18 protein-coding genes are annotated in these 17,126 nt (G+C 50.0%); 4 read left to right on the plus strand and 14 right to left on the minus strand.

What is annotated here, in order from left to right; all coding sequences use genetic code 11:
- Positions 1-16: 16 nt before the first annotated feature.
- Positions 17-658 (minus strand): LysE family translocator, encoded by a 642-nt coding sequence (locus A10D4_RS02355; RefSeq protein ID WP_008487494.1) that lies wholly within the window; start codon positions 656-658, stop codon positions 17-19.
- A gap of 125 nt (positions 659-783) precedes the next feature.
- On the opposite strand from A10D4_RS02355, the gene A10D4_RS13555 reads away from it, so the two are divergent.
- Entirely contained in the window at positions 784-1,677 is an 894-nt protein-coding gene (locus A10D4_RS13555) for a LysR family transcriptional regulator (RefSeq protein WP_008487495.1), read from the plus strand.
- A gap of 83 nt (positions 1,678-1,760) precedes the next feature.
- On the opposite strand, the gene A10D4_RS02365 is transcribed toward A10D4_RS13555, so the two are convergent.
- The 3 genes from A10D4_RS02365 to A10D4_RS02375 form a co-directional block, all read right to left on the minus strand.
- Positions 1,761-2,348: a CBS domain-containing protein gene (locus A10D4_RS02365; RefSeq protein ID WP_008487496.1), complete on the minus strand. Its 588-nt coding sequence runs from the start codon at positions 2,346-2,348 to the stop codon at positions 1,761-1,763.
- A 43-nt stretch (positions 2,349-2,391) separates the two neighbouring features.
- Positions 2,392-2,691, minus strand: coding sequence for a hypothetical protein (locus tag A10D4_RS02370; protein ID WP_008487497.1), 300 nt, complete (start codon positions 2,689-2,691; stop codon positions 2,392-2,394).
- 200 nt (positions 2,692-2,891) lie between these two features.
- Complete coding sequence (locus A10D4_RS02375) at positions 2,892-4,040, minus strand: benzoate/H(+) symporter BenE family transporter (RefSeq protein WP_040502320.1); 1,149 nt, start codon at positions 4,038-4,040, stop codon at positions 2,892-2,894.
- 151 nt (positions 4,041-4,191) lie between these two features.
- On the opposite strand from A10D4_RS02375, the gene A10D4_RS02380 reads away from it, so the two are divergent.
- Positions 4,192-4,752 carry a helix-turn-helix domain-containing protein gene (locus A10D4_RS02380; RefSeq protein ID WP_008487499.1) on the plus strand — a complete coding sequence of 187 codons (561 nt, stop codon included), beginning with the start codon at positions 4,192-4,194 and terminating at the stop codon, positions 4,750-4,752.
- Positions 4,753-4,776: 24 nt separating this feature from the next.
- Here A10D4_RS02380 and A10D4_RS02385 read toward each other — a convergent pair whose 3' ends face one another.
- Positions 4,777-5,526: an ABC transporter permease gene (locus A10D4_RS02385; protein WP_040502266.1), complete on the minus strand. Its 750-nt coding sequence runs from the start codon at positions 5,524-5,526 to the stop codon at positions 4,777-4,779.
- A complete protein-coding gene (locus tag A10D4_RS02390) occupies positions 5,519-6,472 on the minus strand; it encodes an ATP-binding cassette domain-containing protein (RefSeq protein ID WP_008487502.1) in 954 nt (317 codons plus the stop codon). The genes A10D4_RS02385 and A10D4_RS02390 overlap by 8 nt, the downstream gene beginning before the upstream one ends.
- Before the next feature lie 176 nt (positions 6,473-6,648).
- Between A10D4_RS02390 and A10D4_RS02395 the strand changes: the two genes are divergently transcribed.
- Positions 6,649-7,755, plus strand: coding sequence for a sensor histidine kinase (locus A10D4_RS02395; RefSeq protein ID WP_008487503.1), 1,107 nt, complete (start codon positions 6,649-6,651; stop codon positions 7,753-7,755).
- On the plus strand, positions 7,752-8,378 hold the full coding sequence (locus A10D4_RS02400; protein ID WP_008487504.1) for a response regulator transcription factor: 627 nt from the start codon (positions 7,752-7,754) through the stop codon (positions 8,376-8,378). The genes A10D4_RS02395 and A10D4_RS02400 overlap by 4 nt, the downstream gene beginning before the upstream one ends.
- 59 nt (positions 8,379-8,437) lie before the next feature.
- Here the strand turns inward: A10D4_RS02400 and A10D4_RS02405 are convergent, their stop codons facing one another.
- The 8 genes from A10D4_RS02405 to A10D4_RS02440 form a co-directional block, all read right to left on the minus strand.
- Positions 8,438-9,352 carry a M14 family metallopeptidase gene (locus tag A10D4_RS02405; protein ID WP_008487505.1) on the minus strand — a complete coding sequence of 305 codons (915 nt, stop codon included), beginning with the start codon at positions 9,350-9,352 and terminating at the stop codon, positions 8,438-8,440.
- A 101-nt stretch (positions 9,353-9,453) separates the two neighbouring features.
- A complete protein-coding gene (locus tag A10D4_RS02410; protein WP_008487506.1) occupies positions 9,454-9,768 on the minus strand; it encodes a YebG family protein in 315 nt (104 codons plus the stop codon).
- 124 nt (positions 9,769-9,892) lie between these two features.
- A complete protein-coding gene (gene prpF / locus A10D4_RS02415; protein ID WP_008487508.1) occupies positions 9,893-11,107 on the minus strand; it encodes a 2-methylaconitate cis-trans isomerase PrpF in 1,215 nt (404 codons plus the stop codon).
- Between the two features lie 8 nt (positions 11,108-11,115).
- Positions 11,116-13,713, minus strand: a complete 2,598-nt coding sequence (gene acnD, locus A10D4_RS02420; RefSeq protein WP_008487510.1) for a Fe/S-dependent 2-methylisocitrate dehydratase AcnD — start codon at positions 13,711-13,713, stop codon at positions 11,116-11,118.
- Positions 13,714-13,717: 4 nt separating this feature from the next.
- The gene (gene prpC, locus A10D4_RS02425; protein WP_008487511.1) at positions 13,718-14,845 is read right to left on the minus strand and encodes a bifunctional 2-methylcitrate synthase/citrate synthase; all 1,128 of its coding nucleotides are present in this window, start codon (positions 14,843-14,845) and stop codon (positions 13,718-13,720) included.
- Between the two features lie 77 nt (positions 14,846-14,922).
- The gene (gene prpB, locus A10D4_RS02430; protein ID WP_008487512.1) at positions 14,923-15,801 is read right to left on the minus strand and encodes a methylisocitrate lyase; all 879 of its coding nucleotides are present in this window, start codon (positions 15,799-15,801) and stop codon (positions 14,923-14,925) included.
- Complete coding sequence (locus A10D4_RS02435) at positions 15,788-16,498, minus strand: GntR family transcriptional regulator (RefSeq protein WP_008487514.1); 711 nt, start codon at positions 16,496-16,498, stop codon at positions 15,788-15,790. Before A10D4_RS02435 ends, prpB begins: the two co-directional genes overlap by 14 nt.
- Positions 16,499-16,639: 141 nt before the next feature.
- Positions 16,640-17,116, minus strand: coding sequence for a hypothetical protein (locus tag A10D4_RS02440; RefSeq protein ID WP_008487515.1), 477 nt, complete (start codon positions 17,114-17,116; stop codon positions 16,640-16,642).
- Positions 17,117-17,126: the final 10 nt, after the last annotated feature.

Here is a 17,126-nt window from a genome sequence, read left to right on the forward strand (position 1 = left end):
CCATAGTATACCCGAGTTAAGCCACAAGAGTTACCCACTCGTGCAGTAGATAAGCGACGATCACCATCAACACCACACCCATGGTTCTGTCGACCCAGTGACTATGACACCACAGCCAGCGATACCAACGTCGATGAGTGAGTAACCATGCCAAAAAGCAAAACCACAATGCCGTTGCCAGAGTCAAATAAAGGCCATACCCTGCTTGCAACCAAAACGGCGTTTGCGCCGAAACAATGGTACTGAACAACGTCATAAAAAACAGTGTGGCTTTAACGTTCAAGGCATTGGTTAAAAAGCCCACTCGCCAGGCTCGGCCTTTGCCAATCCTGATAGCAACGTCATTATTAGGTAATTCGGCACGAGGTTGCGCACGTAAACTTAGCACCGCAATATAGGCCAAATAGGCCGCGCCGATCAGTAAACAAAGCTGTCGTAACCAAGGCGTTTGTTGAATAATCAAACCCACCCCAATTAATGAATAGGTCACATGAACCAAGATCCCTGAGCCAATTCCTAAAGCCACCCAGATACCGGTTTTTCGACCCTCGCTAATAGCGTAGCGAGACAATACGGCAAAGTCAGGACCGGGGCTTGCTACCGCTAAAAGGTGGACTAAAGCAATGGTCAGAGACTCTTGTAGATACACTTGAGGCATACTCCTTCAAATGACAATAAAACTTGAGCTGCAAACGCAGAACTGCCAATATAACCACATCAAATTGACTTTTAATCAATATTGATTGCCAAAATAAAGTCTTCAACCGACTAGGACTAGCCCCCATGAAGAGCAAATCACGTCCTTCTTTAAATGCCTTACGGGTATTTGATGTTGCTGCTCGCGCCCATAGTTTTAAGCATGCCGCACAACAGTTAGGCGTCTCGCAATCGGCGGTAACGCGACAAATTCAAACCCTGGAAGAGCAATTACAAGTCCGTTTATTTGAGCGCGATAATCGCGTTCATGCACTAACCATCGCGGGTATGACCTTAGCGCCGCGACTGGCCGACATTTTTCAGCAACTAGACGGTGCTATTGCGCAAACTCGACAAGTTGCCGACAGCGAAGTCACACGCTTGCGCATTGCCCTGCCCAACCATTGGCTACGCTGGTGGTTACGCGATCAGCTCCACGAATTTCACGCATTGTACCCTCATATCCGACTGTCATTTCAACAAATCTCGGAAAACCTTTTAGAGCAAGACATCGCTAATACGGTGCAAGCATTACAACACGAACAACTCGATCTGGTCATGAGTAGTGGTCGTATTCGCGACCGACAAATTAAAAGCGAGCAGCTATGCAAACGTGAATCGGTGTTGGTTAGCCGCAAACCGGTTGTCGACCCACAAGCTTGGTATCGACGTGACTGGCTAGTCAATTTACATCAGCCCGACTGGCTGGAAATTATCGAAGGCCAAGGTCAAGCTTGTGCGCAAACGCCCATGTTACATGTTGACGACAACAGTATGGCGATGGATTTGCTACAAAGTGGCGATTATGTCACTCGCCTTGATCAACGTTTATTGCAACACCCAGAGTGTCAAGGCTTAACGCTGAGCAACATTCGCGTCCATCATCAGCAAGCGATGCAGCTTTACTATCGTCAGCGACAACGGCAACCGGTAGCATTAGTGGCGCTGATTAAATGGTTACAACTACGAGCTAAACGATAAAACGGCCAGCTTACGCTGACCGTTTTATCGTTTCGTCATCATTGGTTGGGCAGTCATCTGCCCAGACAGCTTAACTCGCTGACTTAATCGGCTTCTTCAGTGTGTTTAACCGCATGCAAAATCTCGGCGAACGACGACGCATGATGGTAAACATTGACCGATTCACCGGTGCGTTCGGCGATACCCAATGAAGAAATAACTCCTTGGATATGACCGGCTTCATGTACTAATAAAAAGTCTTTACCGCTTTTTTGTAGCGTTGCTACCGCATCGCCGATACGCGCATCTTGCAACTGCTTACGCGTGATCAAAGGCAAACTCGCCACGGCTTTCATCAAGTAGCTGACAGGCACTTCTTTATATGGCACTTGAATCTGCTGAGCAATTTGCACCGCACGACGACCGTGCAAATCTCGCAGCGATAGCATACCGACTAACTCGCCCTCGCTATCGAGTACGCAGGCATAGCGACTACCGGCCGCGTCTAAAATCGCATCGGCTTGGCTAACTTCGGTATTGGTGTGCACATGTAAAGGCGCTTTTAAGGTAAAGTCGTCCAGCACATTAATTGCCGATTCATTCCAAGATAATTTCTCGACCACATTATCACTACCGCTAATAACAGCGTGATCGTTAACGGCAGACCAGCTCAAACTTGTATACTGAGTCATATTTGATACTCCTAAACATCAATCAAATGAAAAAATAAATAATTTAATTTGAAACGTTTAGGAGATAAGGTGGAGCCCGTGACTGATGCGCGCTGTAATAAGCCACCAATTGCCGTTCGCTCGGCATCGAGACATCATCGCGCGCAACCAATTGAGGTAGTTGCTGAACATCGTTACTGGCAACGTCAGGTTGGTCACCTTGATGATCGTTACTCAGTAAAATAGAGTGTTGCGTGTCAGCGTTTAACTGATAGCCATCAACACTGGCATGATGCTGCGCCGAAGCCTGTGAGGCTACCGCGCTTAAAAACATCAGTGATATCAGATAACGAATTAATGGCATGAACGTTTAGCCTTTTACAACTGACTACAACAAAAAAACTTAGCTTACTAACTACACTACGCTTGCGTTAGATCAAAAACAAGTGCTGTTTATTAATAATTACTGCGCTTTACCGCAGTATGCAAGCAATTAATCGATTATTTTTTCGAATGTCCATATCGGCTTTAACGATGCTAACAGCTCAATCGCGGGCGACTAACCTAACGATGTATCAGCCGTGCGCTGACCAAGCCGACTAATAGGCCCCAGAACGCACTATTTAACGACCATAGTTGTACTCCTGAGGCAGTCACCAACAAGGTTAATAGCGCGGCAGTTCGCGTTGCTTCAGTCTGCAGCGCAGCCGCCATGCTATTAGCCAAAGTCGGTAATAACGCTAAACCGGCCAAAATGGTGATATAACTAGCCGGTAATGCTAACAGTAACGTCACCATCGCCGCGGCTAGTAGCCCCATCAACAAGTAGGCTAAACCTGCCGCCACGCAGACCCGATAACGTTGCCGTGGATCGGCTTCGGCCTCGTCCTGCATGCAAATCGCGGCGGTAATGGCAGCCAGATTAAAGGCAAAACCACCAAATGGCGCGCTGAGTAAACCGACAATTCCCGTACTGGTCACCAACGCCGATTGCGGCGGTTGATAACCGTGCGCCGCCAATACCGCGAATCCCGGTACATTTTGTGAAACCAGCGTAACCAACGCTAACGGCAACGCTACCCCTAGCAATAAATGCGGCTCAAACGACGGTGTTAGCCATACTGGCATCGCCCATTGCCAAGCCACAGCGGGCCATTGTAGCTGTTGCTGCATAATACAGTAGCCCAGCCCCAGCAGCATCGCCGCCAACACCGCCAGCTTTGGTCGCACGCGTTGCAATAACAAATAAGCACCGAGCATCAGTAAAAATAGCACTTGGCTGTGCTGAAAATAAGCCGCCGCTTTTAGACCAAACTGCAACAGTATGCCAGCCAGTAGACCGGCGCTAATAGCGACAGGAATATGCTTGACCAACCAGCGAAAAGCGCCGCTGACGCCAGCCAAGGTGATTAATGCCGACGACACCAGAAAAATGGCAACCGCTTGCGCGCTGCTAACGCCGTCTAAACTGACCACCAGTAGCGCTGCGCCGGGTGTTGACCAAGCGGTTAGGATGGGCATGCGATAACGCCAAGACAGCAGTATGGTCGATAGCCCCATGCCGACCCCTAACACCCAAAACCAAGAATTGATTTCAGCGGCGCTAGCACCAGCAGCCTGAGCCGCTTGAATAATGATCGCCGCGGCCGAGCTGTAGCCCACCAACACTGCCATAAAACCTGCTAGCCAATGGCTACCGCGATTAGGCCACAACGCTAAAAAGCGCGCTCTAAGCGATGCCTGCGATTCGGCCTGTGCTGTGGATTTTAGATTAGACATAGACGCGCCTCTTTGTGCGTTATAACATACAAAGAGAATAACACTGTGCGTTATAGCGCACAATCACAAAAGCCAAGGATCACGTATGAGCAGCGTGCTCAATCAATTAATTGCCGAAAAATTAAAACGTATTCGCAAACAACGTGGCTTGAGCCTTGATAAGCTGGCAAGTTTAACCGGTGTCAGCAAAGCTATGTTAGGGCAAATTGAGCGTGGCGAATCGTCACCCACTATCGCCAAACTTTGGCAGATTGCCACCGGTTTACAGGTGCCTTTGTCGACCCTGCTAGCACAAACAGAAAATACCGCCGAGGCGCTGGTACAGCCCTTAGCAACGCCCGGGGTCAAGGTTCGTACGCTATTTCCATACTCAGCAGAACGCGGCTTTGAAGTCCATGAGCTGACCTTTGCAGCTGGCGCAGAAAGCCATTCCGAACCGCATCAATTGGGCACTTATGAACATCTGATCGTGCTCAGCGGTTGTCTGCAGCTCAAGCTCACACCAGCAGCGCAACAGCCGTCGGCGTGGATAAGCTTAACGGCTGGACAGCAATATGCCTTTCACGCCAACGTCGCCCACAGTTACAAAAATTCAAGCACTGAACCTTGTTGTTTTCATGACATTATTCAGTATCGACAACACTAACCTACTCACTGGTATCTGCTGATATTAAGCTTGAGCTAACGCTCGGCGCGGAAAATAATACCCCGCAGCCAACCATAACAACAGCGTCAGGCTAACAAGGTAGGCGATGTGGTAAAACAACGATAACGAATAGTCAGTCGTCACCACGGCCATACCGATTTGCGCTAAGTGATAGGTCGGTAAAGCCCAAGCCAGATGTTGCAAAGTTTCCGGCAACAATGTCAACGGTAACCACAGCCCGCCCAACAACGATAGCGGTAAGTACAACAAATTAACCCATATCGGCGCCGCCCGCTCGTGACTATGAAGTCCGATCAATAGGCCAAGTAACGCAAAGGGTAAACTACCGAGCAATAACACCAGTAGTAATAATAGCCACTGCCCAGCGAGTAACTGAATATCACCGTAAAACAACGCTAATAACGCAATCAAGATAAAAGCGACCAGACTAAATAGCAGACTACTCACGAGCTTGGCTATGACATAGGCGCTTGTCGGCATTGGTGTGAGACTTTTTAGGATCAACCAGCCCTGCTGTCGGTCACTGGCGACATAAATCGCAAAATTAAACATCGCCGGGCCGATTAAGGCAAAACAAGCGTAACCGACAAACAATGTCATGCGAGCCGCATCGTCGGTGACTAATAAAATGCCAAAGAAGGCATAAAATACCGTAGGAAATAGTAGTGATGGTAAATAAAAACCCGGGCTACGTAATAACGCCAGCACATCATAACGAGCTTCAGTCCAATATAAGCCTACCTGATCACGCATGTGCATCGTCGGTTACTCCGGTTAATTGTAAAAATACTTGTTCCAAGCTCGCCCGCCGTACTTCAATGTCGCTCAGTTGTGGGTCTTCCAGTAACCACTGACGCAAGCTCGCCGCGCTATCTAAGCTGGCAAGCTGCCAATGCCCGCCGCCATCTTGTTGCGCATCAACCACCGCCGCTAAGCGGCTTATTTTGCTATGTCCCAGCATACTCTTGGCGCTGATGCGATAGCGTCCTAATTGCGGTACTAACTGTTGCGGTGCGGCGTCGGCGATCACGCGCCCATGTTGTAGCATCAATACCCGGTCGGATAATTGCTCGACCTCGTCTAAATAGTGGCTACTGAGCAGTATTGCTGCCCCGTCTTGCCGACATGCGCGAATCGCCTGCCAAAAGTCATGCCGGGCCTGCGTATCAAGGCCGATAGTGGGTTCGTCTAAAAACACTAATTGCGGATTACCTACCAAGGCTAAAGCGAGCATCAGACGTTGCTTTTGTCCACCAGAAAGGCGACCAAAGCGTTGCTTGGCTTGCGCCTGCAGACCGCTAATGGTTAACAACTCGGCGATAGTTTTGGGCTGCGGATAGTAGCGTTGGAATAAACGCAATTGCTCGATAACCGTCAGGTTAGCCGCAACTTGACCGACCTGCATCATCACGCCAATGCGTGCGCGCAACGTCGCCGAACGCCGTAACGGAGCGCCCGCTCGGGTTTGTTTCCGACCAGCGGGTAGCGTCTCGCCGAACAACGAAAAGTAGTCATAATAAGCGCTATTCAGGCCTAATAGGCTGTGCATCAAGGTCGTTTTACCCGCCCCATTAGGCCCCAATACGGCACTGATTTGGCCACGCTCAAGACGCAAATCTATACCCGTTAATACCGGCTTATCGGCATACGCATAGGATAACTGCTTGACCTCAAGCACTGTCTTTGTATTTGCTTGCATAATAACTCCGCTCAGCTCACTAATTCAGTGCTTAATTTAAGCGCCAACTAGCGGCAATAGCAGTGGCTAATGTCAGTAAAGCACAGTGACATTTGTCACTTGGTCTATCGTTCAGTTATGCGCATAATGGAACACATCTGATCAGCATAGCCAGTCGCTTGGTTGAGCCAAATACAATGACAGTCAGTACAGAACAACCTGCCTACTTTAATAAGATTGCTTGGGCCTATTTAGTCAATTTGGGCTTTTATATTGTGCCCATGTTCTATTTCTATTATCCCTGGCAACAACAACTATTGATGACACTCGCATTGCTGGCTTTTGTTGCTTGTTATTTTTGCGCGTATCAGGTGCAACGCCGTTATATTCATTGGCCGGTGCTGGCGATGCTTATCATTGCCTTTGTCAGCGCGCCGATTAACCCCGGCGCCATCGCCATGTTTGGCTATGTGGGCTTCTTTCTGGGCTTTGCCTATCGCGCCAGTATCGCCATTGGCTGCTTAATGGCGACCTTAGCGTTACTTTGGCTAAATCAGTGGCTATGGCCATCGCACTGGGATCAATTTTTAGTGTATGGCGTCATGTTAACCATTGGCATCAGTTTTCTGGGACGTATCGAACGCTTACGCCAGCAACAACGTCAACAAGAACAACAGAGCCAAGAAGAAATTAGTCGCTTAGCCCGCCACTTAGAGCGTGAGCGCATCGCGCGTGATTTACATGATATTCTGGGGCATACCCTATCCACGGTGATACTAAAGACCGACTTAGCCAACCAGCTATTAGCGCATCAACAGGTTGATGGTGCTCGCCAGCAACTGAGCGAACTCAGTCAACTGGCGCGGCAGAGCTTAGCCCAGTTACGCGATAGCGTGAGCGGCTTTCGTCACCAAGGCTTGGCAGTTGAACTGAAGCAACTACAGCAGCGCTTGCAAGAAGCTGGATTTAGTTGTGATATTCGAGGTCAGCTAAGCGCGCTAAGCCAGCATGACGAAACGCAAATTATTCTGATGCTGACCGAATTAACCACCAACATTATTCGTCACAGCAATGGCCAGCACTGTGAAATCGTGCTCGACTCAGACAATCGACAGCACCACATTTGGGTGCGTGATGACGGACAAATGACGAGCGCCGTTGTCAGCACGAGCGGTAATGGTTTACAGGGTATCAAAGAACGTGTTGCAGCACTTAATGGCAGCTTTCAGGTCGCAGAACAAAAGACCACGCCGGGTTTTCAGGCACAACTTCAAATCCCGATTGCTAAAGAGGCATCAGCATGACCAATGAATTAAACCCGCGCGGCAGGCGCCTGTTATTGGTAGAAGACCAAACCATGGTGCGTAACGCGCTTGCCGCCTTGCTCAGGCTCGAGTCAGACTTTCACGTAGTCGAGGTTAGTGATGGTGCTGAAGCGATACAACAGTTGACGCATGATAGCGCCTACGATGTGGTGTTAAGCGACATTGAAATGCCCAATGTTAGTGGTATTGAGCTAGCGCAATGGCTAACACAACAGCAGCCGCAGTTACCGTTAGTCATCATTACCACTTTTGGCCGTAGCGGCTATATCCGTCGTGCAATTGACGCCGGTGTACGCGGTTTCTTACTGAAAGATGCGCCCATCAACGATCTATTGACGGCACTGACAACGGTGTTACAAGGCCAACGCGTTATCGACAATAGCTTGCTGTTACAAGCTTTGGGCGAACAAGATCCATTAAGCGATAAGGAAAGGCGAGCATTGGCACTAGCGGCAGAGGGGTTGTCGACTAGCGCCATTGCTGCACAACTGTTTATTGCCGAGGGGACGGCGCGTAACTACCTATCAGAAGCTATCAGTAAGTTACACGCCAGCAATCGTATTGATGCCGCACGGATTGCCCGACAAAACGGTTGGTTGTAATTTTTGTGGAAGCCCTTAGCGGGCCTAACAATAGCCCTTAGCGGGTCTAACAATAGCCCTTAGCGGTTCAGTAAATAATCCAAACCACCGGTCACCGCCGCCACTTGCGCATCAACACATTCCTTAGCGTCGGTTTTGTCACTATCAGGGTAAACCTCGGTGGTTGAGGTATAAGCCGCCTGCGTAAACCCAATACACAATCCCAACTTACGCACCGGCAAGCCGATAACGCCGTCAATCACTAAGGGTACGCCGATCAACTGTTGCTGACTATCTGCAGGGGCAATGTGTGTAACTTCAGCAACCTCCTCCAAAATGGCTTGCTGAAACGCGGGCTCAGGCGACTCACTGTTACAAGCCAGATAAAAACCATCAGGAATGTTCCAGTTGTCGTGGGTAACGCCATCGCGTGCCGCCAAGGCCGGACGAAATTCGCTATTGTCGGTATCGGTAGTTTCATGCAAATCGATATGCACCAACGGCTCTAAGCCTAAATCAGCGACATATTTCATGATCGCTTTGGCCTCCGGCGCAGGACTGTCAGGTACAAACGAACGATTAGGATCGACCGCAGCCGGATTCCAACGGTTAATGGTTTCATAGCCCCAAGGACTTATACAGGGCGCGACGACAATGTTAAATGATCGTTCATAATCTTTTGCGCGTGTTTGCAAGAAACGTAACGCTCCATGCACACCGCTAGTTTCGTAACCGTGCACACCACCGGTCACTAGCACCACGGGTTTATCATCCTGCCAGTCTCGCGTTTTCAGCGCAAACAAGGGATAGTCATTAGCGGCATAATTAAGCTCGCCATACTGCTCGACGTTAAACTCGTCTTTTAACGAATCGATAATATCGACCACATCATCAAAGTATGACCGTTTTAGACTTTGCATCGCCAACCACTGTTGCTTTTCTTGCATTGTCCATGGCTGACCGGGCGTGCCAATCGGATACGGTTGCGTTGTCATACTGACTCCATTCATTGCTTAATCAAGGCCAACAGCATAACCGATTTTTGCTCAACTTGACTATGTCAGAATGATACCATCATGGTGCGAACGCCTTATCGTTATGACTCCACTTTACTCGACTGGCTAGCGCTGGTTGAGGCTTTGCTGCTATTCGCTTTGCTGCAGCCGGCCTTTTTGGTCGGCTTTTTCTTGGCCCCTAAAGCGACCAAGACGTCTTCCCGTTGTTTCGCAAGAAAAATCGACAAGGCCTCGCAGCTACGCTCATCGCTTAACAATTCACTTTGTTCGAGTAAGGGCTGCAACGCTTCCGCCATATCCAGCATCTTGTCGTGCGCATCGGCTTCCGCTTTACTGGTAAACGTCATGACTTCTGCTCCTTCACGAACAACCACATACTGTGTCACTACCGCCATGGTTATCTTCCTGTTTGCTTATCGTTAAATTACTGTTTATTTATACAGTATCAATGAAGAAATCTCAAGCATCAATAAAAAAGGCGCCGCGGCGCCTTTTTTCGTCTAAATCCCTATCATTGGCTTAAAAGCTAGCGCTAGGCACTCGCACCCAACCTTCCATCAAAATCCGCGCGCTGCGGCTCATGATGGCTTTTTTAACCCGCCACTGACCCTGCTCTTGCAGCGCTTCAGCACCAACGCGTAAAGTACCCGATGGATGACCAAAGGTTACCGCCTGGCGTTCGCCACCACCCGCCGCTACATTGACTAGCGTGCCAGGTATCGCCGCCGCCGCCGCAATGGCCACCGCGGCGGTGCCCATCATGGCGTGATGCAATTTACCCATCGACATAGCGCGTACGCACAAATCGATATCCTCGGCAGCGATACTTTTACCGCTGGAGGCTTGATAAGACCGCGCTGGCGCCACCCACGCCAATTTCGGTGTATGTTGTCGATTGGCCGCCTCACTGACATCGTTAATTAAGCCCATTTTGACCGCACCGTGAGCGCGAATAAGCTCTAACTGTGCCAATAACGCGACGTTCTCGTTAATATCGCCCTGTAGCTCAGTACCGTTAAAGCCCAGTGCCTCAGCATCAACAAATAAGGTCGGAATACCGGCGTTAATAAAGCTTACCTCAAAACTGCCGACTCCCGGTACCGTCAGCTGATCAACCACGGCACCCGTGGGTAGCAAAGCAGCGCCTTTGGCATCGGCATCGTCGCCATCATCGGCGGCGGGATCAACAAAGGCGATTTCTAACTCTGCCGCAGGAAAAGTGACACCATCTAGCTCAAAGTCACCGGTTTCCTGCACTTCACCGTCACGCATGGGTACCTTGGCGAGGATGGTTTTGCCGATATTCGCCTGCCAAATACGTACCTCACACACCCCATCACGCACCAAACGGTCGGCAGCAACTAGACCACTGTGAATGGCAAAAGCTCCCACTGCGGCAGACAAGTTACCGCAATTGCCACTCCAATCGACAAATGCCTTATCAATGCTGACCTGACCAAATAAATAGTCGACGTCGTGATTAGCTCGTTCGCTAGCGGCTAAAATTACCGCTTTACTGGTGCTCGAACTGGCGCCACCCATACCATCAATTTGTTTACCATAAGGGTCTGGGCTGCCAATCACTCGCAACAGTAACTTATCGCGTGCGAGCCCGGCTTGCTGGGCACTTTGCGGCAGATCTTGCAGTCGGAAAAATACCCCTTTACTGGTGCCCCCGCGCATATAAGTCGCGGGGATACGAGTTTGCCCACCGGCTAATGTTTCGATGGTCATTACCCCTCCTAGCTGGCCTCTGCCTCAAGAAAATCTTTGGCAAAGCGTTGTAACACACCACCCGCTAAATAAATCGATAGCTCTTCGGCGGTATCTAAACGACAGATCATCGGCACCCGCTGGCTACTTCCGTCGCGACGATTGATCAGCAGCGTCATCTGTTCACCGGGGGCTAACTCGCCTTCGACGTCGTAGCTCTCGGTTCCATCAATCGCTAACGTATGACGTGTGGTGCCAGCTTCGAACTGTAACGGCAATACCCCCATACCAATCAGGTTAGTACGGTGAATACGTTCAAAGCCTTCAGCCGCTATCACTTGTACACCCGCTAACCGCACGCCCTTCGCCGCCCAGTCACGCGATGAACCTTGCCCATAGTCAGCACCAGCGACAATGATCAGGGGTTGCTGCCGCTGCATATAAGTCTCGATAGCTTCCCACATGCGTACCACTTGACCTTCAGGCTCAATACGCGCCAAAGACCCCTGCTTCACCTTGCCGTTTTCCTGCACCATCTCGTTCAATAGTTTAGGATTGGCAAAGGTGGCGCGCTGCGCCGTTAAGTGATCGCCGCGGTGAGTGGCATAGGAGTTAAAGTCTTGTTCGGGTACGCCCATTTTAGCTAAGTATTCACCCGCCGCACTGTCCGCCATAATGGCGTTAGAGGGTGACAAGTGATCGGTGGTGATGTTGTCTCCCAATACCGCTAACGGACGCATACCGCGTAATGAACGCTCTCCGGCCAAAGCCCCTTCCCAATACGGTGGCCGACGAATATAGGTACTTTGCGGACGCCACTGATACAAGGGGTCGTTATCGTCGCCATAATCAACCGACAACGAAAACATCGGATCGTAAACGGTGCGGAACTGTTCAGGTTTAACCGCTTTTTTAACGATGGCGTCGATTTCTTCATCGCTAGGCCAAATGTCTTTCAGCGTGACCGCGTTGCCGTCTTTATCGTAACCCAATACGTCTTTTTCGATATCAAAACGAATGCTACCCGCAATGGCATAAGCCACCACCAATGGCGGTGAGGCTAAGAACGCTTGTTTCGCGTACGGATGAATGCGGCCATCAAAGTTACGGTTACCCGATAATACCGCCGTGGCATACAAGTCACGGTCGATAATTTCCTGTTGAATGTCAGCATCCAAGGCACCACTCATACCATTACACGTGGTACAGGCAAAAGCCACCACACCAAAGCCAAGCTGCTCTAGTTCGGGCAATAACTCGGCTTCTTCTAAATACATCTTAACCGTTTTAGAACCCGGCGCTAACGAGCTTTTCACCCACGGCTTGCGGGTTAAACCTAAGCGATTGGCGTTACGCGCGATCAGACCAGCAGCCACCATATTGCGCGGATTACTGGTGTTGGTGCAGCTAGTAATAGCAGCGATGATGACGGCGCCATCCGGCATTTCGCCCTCGCTTTGCTGATAAGGCGCCGCAATACCGCGTTCAGCCAGTTGTTCCGCCGGAAGCAAGGCATGCGGGTTAGACGGTCCAGCTAAGTTTCGGCGAACCGTGGACAAATCAAAGCGCAATACGCGCTCATATTGCACCTGCGCTAGGCTATCCGCCCATAACCCGGTATGTTTAGCAAACTTCTCCACTAACTGTACTTGCTCGTCGTCGCGACCGGTCAGCTTCAGATAATCAATAGTTTGCTCATCAATCGAGAACATCGCCGCGGTTGCGCCGTATTCCGGTGTCATGTTTGAGATGGTCGCACGGTCGCCGACCGTCAATTTACGCGCACCCTCGCCAAAAAACTCCAGATAGGCGCCGACAACCTTTTCGCGACGTAAAAACTCGGTCAATGCCAAGACCATATCGGTACCGGTAATGCCGGGCTGTAACTGACCACTTAATTCGACCCCAACAATATCCGGCAGACGCATATAGGAAGCGCGACCCAGCATCACCGTTTCGGCTTCTAAACCACCCACACCAACCGAAATGACACCCAAGGCATCGACCATCGGCGTGTGACTGTCGGTACCGACACAAGTGTCTGGGAAGGCTACGCCATCGCGAACTTGCACCACAGGCGACATTTTTTCCAGATTGATCTGGTGCATAATGCCGTTGCCGGGTGGGATCACGTCGACGTTTTTAAAGGCCGTTTTGGTCCAATTGATAAAGTGAAAACGGTCGTCGTTGCGACGGTCTTCGATAGCACGGTTTTTCTCGAACGCGTCTTTTTCAAAACCGGCATGCTCGACCGCTAAAGAATGGTCAACGATCAATTGTGTTGGCACCACCGGATTGACTTTAGCCGGATCTCCGCCCTTCTCAGCAATGGCATCACGCAAACCGGCTAAATCGACCAGCGCCGTTTGCCCAAGAATGTCGTGACACACCACTCGCGCCGGGAACCATGGAAAATCTAAATCGCGTTTACGTTCGATAATTTGACTGAGGCAAGCATCCAGCGTTGCCGGATCGCAACGGCGCACCAAGTTTTCTGCCAAGATACGCGAGGTATAGGGCAGCCCATCGTAGCTGCCCGGTTTAATCGCTTCTACCGCGGCCCGCGTGTCGTAATACGACAGCGTGGTGCCAGGTAACGGTTTGCGATAAGCTTGGTTATTACTCATAGCCTTACTTACGCTCACTTAATGCGGGTACTTTACGTGGGCCCGGGCCGGTGTAATCGGCGCTCGGACGAATAATACGGTTGTTCGCACGCTGTTCTTTCACGTGAGCGGTCCAACCACTGACGCGTGACATCACGAAAATAGGCGTAAACAATTTGGTTGGGATGCCCATATAGTGATAAGCCGAGGCATGGAAAAAGTCGGCGTTAGGGAACAGTTTCTTTTCCCGCCACATGACTTCTTCACACCGCACAGAAACGTCGTATAAGCGGCTATCACCGTATTCTTGCGCAAGTTTTTCTGACCATCTTTTGATGATCGCGTTACGCGGATCGAACTCACGGTAAATCGCGTGTCCAAAGCCCATGATTTTGGCTTTATTGGCCAACATATCCATCAGCTTTTTCTCTGCATCCGCCGGCGACTGCATGTCTTCAATTAATTCCATCGCCGCTTCGTTGGCGCCACCATGCAGTGGTCCGCGTAATGAACCGATAGCACCGGTAACACAGGAATGAATATCAGATAGCGTCGATGCACACACCCGAGCGGTAAATGTTGAGGCGTTAAACTCGTGCTCAGCGTACAAGATCAATGAGGTATTCATGACATCGGCGTGCAACTGCGACGGTTTCTCACCGTGTAACAGGTGCAAGAAGTGCGAGCCAATTGACTCATCGTCAGTCTCGGTGTCGATACGCTTGCCATTATGGCTAAAGTGATACCAATACAGCAGCATGCTCGGGAAAGCCGCCAATAAACGCTCGATCGAATCATCGGCTTGAGCAAAACTTTCTTCGGTTTCTAAATTACCCAGCATCGAACAACCGGTGCGCATGACGTCCATTGGATGGGCGTCGGCTGGAATACGTTCTAAAACATCTTTCAGTGCTTGCGGTAAACCGCGTTTAGCCTGTAAACGTCCACGGTAATCGTTTAATTGTTGTTGGTTCGGCAATTCACCATGCGCCAACAGATAAGCCACCTCTTCAAAGCTGACTTTTTCTGCCAATTCGGCAATATCGTAACCACAGTAAGTTAACCCTGAGCCACTTTTGCCCACTGTACATAACGCCGTTTCACCGGCGACTTGTCCGCGCAAACCTGCGCCACCTAATGCTTTATCAACCATCATTAATATCCTTGTTGTTGCGAATCTTGTGTTCTGTGCTTAAGTCGTTCGCTATCGAACGATGATAGCTAACCACGTTATTTCTTGGTGAACAGCTGATCAAGTTTATCCTCGAAAGCATGGTAGTTCAGAAAATCGTAAAGTTCCGCCCGGGTTTGCATTTGCTCAACCACGGCTTTTTGATCGCCCTGCGCTAAAATATTTTGGTAGACATTTAACGCCGCTTTATTCATGGCACGGAACGCGCTCAAGGGATACAGCACTAACTCCACCCCAACTTGAGCTAATTCATCTTTATTAAACAACGGCGTGGCACCAAACTCGGTAATATTAGCCAACACCGGCACCTCTAGCGCATCGCTGAAAGCTTGGTATTGTTCTAAAGTGTGTACCGCTTCGGCAAAAATACCGTCAGCACCTGCATCAACGCACGCTTGAGCGCGTTCAATCGCCGCTTCAAGACCTTCTTGCTGCAAAGCGTCGGTACGCGCCATGATAAAAAATTCCGGGTCAATACGGGCATCGACTGCCGCTTTAACACGGTCGACCATTTCGCCCTGTGACACAATTTCCTTGTTAGGACGGTGACCACAGCGCTTTTGCGCGACCTGGTCTTCAATATGAAAACCAGCCGCACCGGCGCGGGTCATTTCGGTCACGGTGCGAGCAATATTAAAAGCACCGCCCCAACCGGTATCGGCATCGACTAACAACGGTAAATCGGTGGCACCAGTAATACGACGGATATCTTCGCAAACATCGTTCAACGAAGTCATACCCAAATCGGGTAAACCAAAAGACGCGTTAGCGACTCCAGCACCCGACAAATATAACGCCTGATGACCAACTCGTTCTGCCATCATCGCGGTGTAAGCATTAATGGTACCCACGACTTGTAACGGTTGATTGGCTTTTATTGCTTGGCGAAACTGAGCGCCTGCGCTACGAATAGTCATGCTGAAAATCCTTCTGGTTAAGTTGTTTTTCGATATTACGACGTGATGCGGCAATATGACGGCGCATTAATAAGTCCGCCAATTCGCCATCACGATTGGCGATAGCCTGCAAAATCACTTTGTGTTCGTCAAAAGCGCGCGACACGCGTGGGCCATTCATACCTAATTGCACGCGATACATGCGTACTAAAAAATACAGCTCGTCGCACAGAATATTAATCAAATAGGGATTCTTACTGCCTAAAATGACACGATAATGAAAGTCCAGATCGCCGGCCTCTTGGTAATAACTCTCGCCCTCGCGTACGCGTTGCGTCGAAAGGTGCTGCTCCAGTAACTGACTCAACTCAACGATTTCAGCGTCGGCCATTTGCTCTGCCGCGAGTCGGCATGCCAAACCCTCTAACTCTTCTCGTAGTTGATACAAAGACAATAACCCAGCAGCGGATAATGTGACGACTCGAGCCCCGGCGTTGGGTGTGCGTTCGATTAAATGGCAGCGTTCTAATCTTGCCAACGCTTCGCGTAGTGGCGCTCGGCTGACATCGAAGCGGCGTGCCAATTCTGGTTCACTGATTTTACTACCGGCGACGATGCGACCCTCGACAATCGCTTGTTGAATTTCAAACAGTACTCTGTCCGAAGCAGTGATCGGCGAACGCCAGTTAGGGCTGTGTTGAGTGGTGAGTATTGTCAAAAGTCTGTCGACAGGCCGTTGATTGTGTCGACATATTAGGGGGTAAATCGACTTTTTTCAATCGTATCCGCCAGAATTGTCGACAATCTGGCGTGAAATTCTGTCAGTCTGGCTTTCCATTAGCGATCTCTGAGTTATTCATCATTGTTTATCATTGTTATTCGATGATGCGCTCGCGTCGTCCTCAGCAATCACGTAAATGGCCAATCCGCGCGCAACTTTGTCGCTGCCAGCAAATGCCTTGCCGATGTTTACGCCCAAGCCTAAGTTACCGCTAAAGCCGCCCGTACCTGCGCCGACATAAACCGAATCACCACGCTTTTCGTCGGTGCCTTGTAATAAAATACCGTTGGCACCCACCTTCGCGGCTTCTTCTTTGAGACGCTTAACAGCCGCTTCCAGCTTACTTTGATCACTGAAGCTAAAAGACGAATCGCTGCTGGCTTCTATCATCGCTATGGCTTCATAGTTAGCCGGTTTGTCGACGTAAATTTTAACTTGTTCAGCAGTGGTTGGTGGCCGTTTATCACCCACCATGACCGTCGACGTTGGCGACGAACAAGCTGTGACCACACCCAACAACATCGCAACCACCAGCCCTTTACGATTAATGAACATCACAAGTACC

Origin of the sequence: Idiomarina xiamenensis 10-D-4 (assembly GCF_000299895.1) — a bacterium.
In the GTDB taxonomy this organism is placed as follows: Bacteria; Pseudomonadota; Gammaproteobacteria; order Enterobacterales; family Alteromonadaceae; genus Idiomarina; species Idiomarina xiamenensis.

Coding starts and splice junctions, on each gene's coding strand:
- prpC (WP_008487511.1), bottom strand. CDS start 14,845: ATGGTTGATAAAGCATTAGGTGGCGCAGGTTTGCGCGGACAAGTCGCC.
- prpB (WP_008487512.1), bottom strand. CDS start 15,801: ATGACTATTCGTAGCGCAGGCGCTCAGTTTCGCCAAGCAATAAAAGCC.
- acnD (WP_008487510.1), bottom strand. CDS start 13,713: ATGAGTAATAACCAAGCTTATCGCAAACCGTTACCTGGCACCACGCTG.
- A10D4_RS02395 (WP_008487503.1), top strand. CDS start 6,649: ATGACAGTCAGTACAGAACAACCTGCCTACTTTAATAAGATTGCTTGG.
- A10D4_RS02405 (WP_008487505.1), bottom strand. CDS start 9,352: ATGACAACGCAACCGTATCCGATTGGCACGCCCGGTCAGCCATGGACA.
- A10D4_RS02355 (WP_008487494.1), bottom strand. CDS start 658: ATGCCTCAAGTGTATCTACAAGAGTCTCTGACCATTGCTTTAGTCCAC.
- prpF (WP_008487508.1), bottom strand. CDS start 11,107: ATGACCATCGAAACATTAGCCGGTGGGCAAACTCGTATCCCCGCGACT.
- A10D4_RS13555 (WP_008487495.1), top strand. CDS start 784: ATGAAGAGCAAATCACGTCCTTCTTTAAATGCCTTACGGGTATTTGAT.
- A10D4_RS02390 (WP_008487502.1), bottom strand. CDS start 6,472: ATGCAAGCAAATACAAAGACAGTGCTTGAGGTCAAGCAGTTATCCTAT.
- A10D4_RS02365 (WP_008487496.1), bottom strand. CDS start 2,348: ATGACTCAGTATACAAGTTTGAGCTGGTCTGCCGTTAACGATCACGCT.
- A10D4_RS02370 (WP_008487497.1), bottom strand. CDS start 2,691: ATGCCATTAATTCGTTATCTGATATCACTGATGTTTTTAAGCGCGGTA.
- A10D4_RS02385 (WP_040502266.1), bottom strand. CDS start 5,526: ATGCGTGATCAGGTAGGCTTATATTGGACTGAAGCTCGTTATGATGTG.
- A10D4_RS02410 (WP_008487506.1), bottom strand. CDS start 9,768: ATGGCGGTAGTGACACAGTATGTGGTTGTTCGTGAAGGAGCAGAAGTC.
- A10D4_RS02440 (WP_008487515.1), bottom strand. CDS start 17,116: ATGTTCATTAATCGTAAAGGGCTGGTGGTTGCGATGTTGTTGGGTGTG.
- A10D4_RS02380 (WP_008487499.1), top strand. CDS start 4,192: ATGAGCAGCGTGCTCAATCAATTAATTGCCGAAAAATTAAAACGTATT.
- A10D4_RS02400 (WP_008487504.1), top strand. CDS start 7,752: ATGACCAATGAATTAAACCCGCGCGGCAGGCGCCTGTTATTGGTAGAA.